Origin of the sequence: Methylobacterium sp. WL116 (assembly GCF_008039455.1) — a bacterium.
GTDB lineage: Bacteria > Pseudomonadota > Alphaproteobacteria > Rhizobiales > Beijerinckiaceae > Methylobacterium.
The window spans coordinates 1-4,827 of sequence record NZ_VRUV01000353.1 but is presented as its reverse complement, the minus strand read 5'-3'; the positions used below and the strand labels follow the sequence as shown (position 1 = coordinate 4,827).

5 protein-coding genes and 1 pseudogene are annotated in these 4,827 nt (G+C 72.4%); 2 read left to right on the top strand and 4 right to left on the bottom strand.

The genetic code is table 11. The features are described from left to right. Positions 1–182, top strand: a pseudogene (locus FV223_RS30650) (metallophosphoesterase); the annotation flags it as partial. Between the two features lie 8 nt (positions 183–190). On the opposite strand, the gene FV223_RS30645 reads toward FV223_RS30650, so the two are convergent. Further along, entirely contained in the window at positions 191–352 is a 162-nt protein-coding gene (locus tag FV223_RS30645; RefSeq protein WP_187274899.1) for a hypothetical protein, read from the bottom strand. Positions 353–952: 600 nt separating this feature from the next. Then, entirely contained in the window at positions 953–2,125 is a 1,173-nt protein-coding gene (gene nhaA / locus FV223_RS20200; protein ID WP_147728682.1) for a Na+/H+ antiporter NhaA, read from the bottom strand. 100 nt (positions 2,126–2,225) lie between these two features. On the opposite strand from nhaA, the gene FV223_RS20195 reads away from it, so the two are divergent. Continuing rightward, complete coding sequence (locus FV223_RS20195) at positions 2,226–3,530, top strand: MFS transporter (RefSeq protein WP_147728681.1); 1,305 nt, start codon at positions 2,226–2,228, stop codon at positions 3,528–3,530. Between the two features lie 90 nt (positions 3,531–3,620). On the opposite strand, the gene FV223_RS20190 is transcribed toward FV223_RS20195, so the two are convergent. After that, complete coding sequence (locus FV223_RS20190; RefSeq protein WP_147728680.1) at positions 3,621–4,172, bottom strand: PAS domain-containing protein; 552 nt, start codon at positions 4,170–4,172, stop codon at positions 3,621–3,623. A 142-nt stretch (positions 4,173–4,314) separates the two neighbouring features. Beyond that, a partial coding sequence (locus FV223_RS20185; RefSeq protein WP_147728679.1) for a TlpA disulfide reductase family protein occupies positions 4,315–4,827 on the bottom strand: 513 nt, incomplete at its 5' end.

The window sequence follows — 4,827 nt, the reverse complement described above, 5'->3', positions numbered from 1 at the left end:
CGGCGTCGTCGGCGGTCCAGGCACCGCAGGCCGGAGGGCACGGGTCGGAGGCCGCCCGGCGGGCAGCCTACATCCTGTACGCGTTCTCGGAGAGCGGGGGGCGCCACGTCGTCTCAGCGGTGCAGCGCGGGATCGGAGCGGGCGGAACCGTGATGGATCTCGGCCCGCTCGCGCTGGGCTGACGTTCGGCTCAGGCGGTGGCGGCGAGAAGCCCGGAACGCCGCCGGTCGCCGATGCTGGCCTCGTAGCGTTCGGCCTGGAGGCGCGTGAGGCCGGAGATCAAGGCGGTGGACCCACGATAGACCGTATAGGTGCCGTCCTGGGTAGGCTTGACGCGAATCGTCTCGGACATGGGGACCATCCTGTGCTGCGTTGACCGAATCGTTAGCCGTCGCTCTTCTTCCGCGGTGATTCTCCGATCCTGTAATGATGCCCGACGTTACCGCTTCGGCTTCCGCGCGCAAGGGCGGCGCGGCGCGGATACGTAAGTAATTTTGCATTCGATCGGCATGGAGCACGGGACGACGCGCGGGCGGCGCGCTTCGCACCGTGGCGGCACGCGGGAGGCACGAATGAAAAGCCCGCCGGCTTTCGCCGACGGGCCGGTGGCAGGGGCCACGTTCCCGGGTTCGAGGGTGCTGTCCGGCGTGCGTCCCGCGGCGCTCGGGGCCGCGGGGTCGGGCGCATAAAACCCTCCCGAAAACCTCTATCCCTGTCGATGGGCGCTCGGCGGATCGTCCTGGTCACCGGCACCGGTGTCGGCGGAATGGACGTGGGTGGGGCTTGCATGCATGGCAGACCTCCTCTTCGTCTCGCTCCGGCGACGGAGCCTCGCATCGGCGGGCCGCGTCGCCATGAGGAGAGGCTAGACCCGCCCGGCCCACGCTGGCAAGGGGCGTTTTCGAGGATTCGCCAGCCGGCTCGCCGGGCCCGGCTCAGGCCCGGGCGGGGCTCAGGCCCGGGCGGGGCTCCGCGCGGACGGGAGCCCGAGGATCGCGGCGCCGACCAGGCCGGAGAGCAGGGAGCCGGCGAGCACCCCGAGCTTCACCTCCGTCTCGTGGGCGGCATCGGAGAAGGCGAGCGCGCCGATGAACAGGCTCATGGTGAAGCCGATACCGCACAGCACGGCGACGCCGTAGACCTGGACCCAGCTCGCCCCGCCGGGCCGGCGCGCGAGGCCGAGCGCCACCGCGAGGCGCAGGGCGGCGAACACGCCGGCCTGCTTGCCGAGGAACAGCCCGAACGCGACGCCCAGCGTCACCGGGTCGAGGAAGGCGGTGGGCGACAGGCCGCGCAGCGGCACCCCGGCATTGGCGAAGCCGAACAGCGGCACGATCCCGAAGGCGACGAAAGGCGTGATCGCGTGCTCCAGCCGGTGCAGCGGCGAGGTCGCGTCCTCCGGCCGGCCCGGGCTCACGCGGATCGGGATGGTCAGCGCCAGCAGCACGCCCGCCACCGTGGCGTGGACGCCCGAGCGCAGCACCAGCACCCAGAGCACGAGGCCGAGCAGCAGGTAGGGCGCGAGCGCGACGACGCCGAAGCGGTTCAGGCCGACGAGGAGCGCCAGCACCACGGCCGCGAGCCCGAGCATCGTCGGGTCGAGGCCGCCGGTATAGGCCAGCGCGATGATCAGCACGGCGCCGAGATCGTCGACGATCGCCACCGCGCCGAGCAGGATCTTGAGCGAGACCGGCGCCCGCCGGCCGAGCAGCGCCAGCACGCCGAGCGCGAAGGCGATGTCGGTCGCCGCCGGGATCGCCCAGCCCCGCGCGGTCCCGGCGCCGGCATTGAAGGCGAGGTAGACCAGGGCCGGCACCACCATCCCGCCGAGCGCCGCGATGCCGGGCAGCGCCCGATCGGGCCAGGTCCGCAACGCGCCGTCCAGCGCCTCGCGCTTGATCTCGAGGCCGACGAGCAGGAAGAACACCGCCATCAGGCCGTCGTTGATCCAGTGCTGGATGCTCAACGGGCCGAGCGGCGCGTGCAGCGCCTGGGCGTAGGTCCCGGCGAGCCCGGTATTGGCGACGACGAGGGCGCAGGCGGCGGCCGCCATCAGCACGAGGCCGCCGACCGCCTCGCTCGCGAGCGCGGTGCGGATCGCGGAACGGGGGCGCGGCTTCGTCATGGCGCCGGGGGTGCCCGGGTTTGCGCCCACGGGCAAGCCCTGCCGGTGGCGGTCCGGGCTCGGGACGTCTATGCGGGCACCGATGACGCAAGGACGCGCGATGACCGCCACGACGACACCGGACCACCCGGCCCTGAACCGCAAGGCTGTCGGCGCCGTGGTCCTCGGCAACGCGCTCGAGTTCTACGACTTCACGCTCTACGCCTTCTTCGCCGTGCCGATCGGCGCGGCGTTCTTCCCGTCCGACAACGCCACCGACAGCCTGCTCGCCTCGCTCGCCCTGTTCGGCATCGGCTACGTGATGCGGCCGATCGGCGGCATCGTGATCGGCGCCTTCGCCGACCGGGCCGGGCGCAAGCCCGCCATGCTGATCACCATCGCGCTGATGGCGGTCGGCATGCTGATGCTGGCGCTGGCGCCGTCCTACGCGACGCTCGGCGGCTGGGCGCAGGTGATCGTCATCGTCGGGCGGCTGATCCAGGGGCTGGCGCTCGGCGGCGAGGTCGGCCCCTCCACCGCCTACCTGCTGGAGGCGGCGCCCCCGAGGCACCGCGGCTTCGTGGCGAGCTGGCAGATCGCGAGCCAGGGCTGCGCCGCCCTGTTCGCCGGCATCGTCGCGACGGGGCTCACCATCGTCCTCGGCGAGGCGGCGATGGCGGATTGGGGCTGGCGCGTCATGTTCCTGCTCGGCATCGGCGTCGTGCCGGTCGGCCTCGTCATCCGCAGCCACCTGCCCGAGACCGCGGGCGAGGGCGAGGATCCGGCGGCGGCGGCCTCCACCGGCGCGGTGGTGGTGCGGCTGCTGCGCGAGCACGGGCGCCTGCTGCTCCTGACCTTCGTCGTCATCGCCGCCTCGACCGTCTCGAACGCCATCGGCACCAACATGCCGGTCTACGCGCACGCCACCCTGGGGCTCACCGAGACGGTGTCGACGGCGGTGCCGATCGCCCTCGGCCTCGCCTCGGTGGTGTTCCCGCTGCTGGGCGGCTGGCTCGCCGACCGGTTCGGGCGGCGCCCGGTGCTGGTGTGGCCGCGGGCCGCGATCGTGGTGCTGGCGGTGCCGGCCTTCTGGTGGCTGGCGCAGGCGCCGACCGCGGCCTCGGTCTACGCGGTGACGTTCCTGATGTCGGCGCTGTCCTCGATCAACGCGGCGGCGATCATCGTCGCGATCCCCGAATCACTGCCGCGGGCGGTGCGCAGCGCCGGGCTCTCGATCGTCTACGCCTTCTCGGTCTCGATCTTCGGCGGCAGCACGAACTACGTCGTCAACAAGCTGATCGCGATCACCGGCGACCGGCTGGCGCCGGCCTACTACCTCGTCGCGTTCAGCGTGCTCGGCACGATCGCCGCCTGGATGATGCACGAGACCCGCGGGCGCGACCTCGACGCCGACACCGAGGCGTGAGGCGCGCCGAACCGACGCCGCGCCGTCAGGGCCTGTCGTGAGATCGCATCGTCCGCACGCGAGCCGGAATCCGCCGCGCGCGACGAGGCTCTAATGCAGGTTCGAGCCGTCCTGCGCGGTGGCGGAGGCCCGGACGAGCTCGCGGCCGACCTCGTGCAGGGCGACCTCGACCGCGGCCAGCGCGCAGGTGCCGCCGCCCTGCATGATCAGCGCATGCGCGGTGATCAGGTGGTCGGCGACCAGCTCCAAGACCGAGCGCGGCTCGGAATCCGCCACCGGCGACGGCAGGGTGAAGCGGCCGAGCGACCCGGTCGCCGTGCTCTTGGGCGGCGGCGACGCGAGCCGGCTGATGGCGCCGAAGAAGCCGAGGAAGGTCCGCTCGGGCGGCCCGAAGGACGGCACCGCACCGGCCACGACCCAGGTCGCCCGCCCGTCCGGCGACAGCAGGCGATAGCGCACGGTGAACTCGCTGCGGGCGACGCTCGCCTCGGCGACCACGGTCCGCACGACGGCGAGGTCGTCCGGATGGATGACCTTGCTCCATCCCTGTTGCGATACGTCTTCGATCTGCTGACCGGTCAGAACAGTCCATTCATCACTGAGATAGACCACCTTTCCGGCTGCATCCGTTACGAAGATCATGGCCCAACCTCGGCTATAGCCGAGCTATGGCGCAGGGTCCGGCCTCAGGCAATCGGGCATCGCGGCAAATCATCCGTCGGCCCCCGGCTTCGCGCCTTGCCTTAAAGTCCAATGGACAGCGCGCCCGCGCTCCGAAGCGGGCTCAGGACGTGCGCCCGAGGGCTGCCCGGATCAGCGCGAGCCCGTCCGGGCTCGACCATTCGGCCGGCCCCTTCATCACGCCGATGGTGCAGCCGGCGGGGTCGACCAGCAGGGTCGTCGGCAGGCCGGGCGAGCCGGTGTCGCGCTGCACCGCCGGCAGCACGCGCCCGCCGGGATCGGCGTAGTAGGCCAGCCGCGCGATGCCGTTGTCCCGCATCCAGACCGGCGGCCTGTCGAGGTTGCGCGTGTCGAGGTTGATCGCGACCACCGCGAAATCCTTGCCGCCGAGCGCGGCCTCGAGCCGGTCGAGGGCCGGCATCTCGGCCTTGCACGGCGCGCACCACGTCGCCCACAGGTTCAGGAGGACGAGGCGGCCGCGGAAATCCGAGAGCCGCAGGTTGGCCTCCCCTCCCCCGTCCTTCCCTCCGTTGCCCGGCCCCTTGAACGCGATGTCGGGTGCCGGCCGGGCCTTCTCGGGCGCCTGCATCGCCGCGACGTCCCCGCGGGCGGCGGC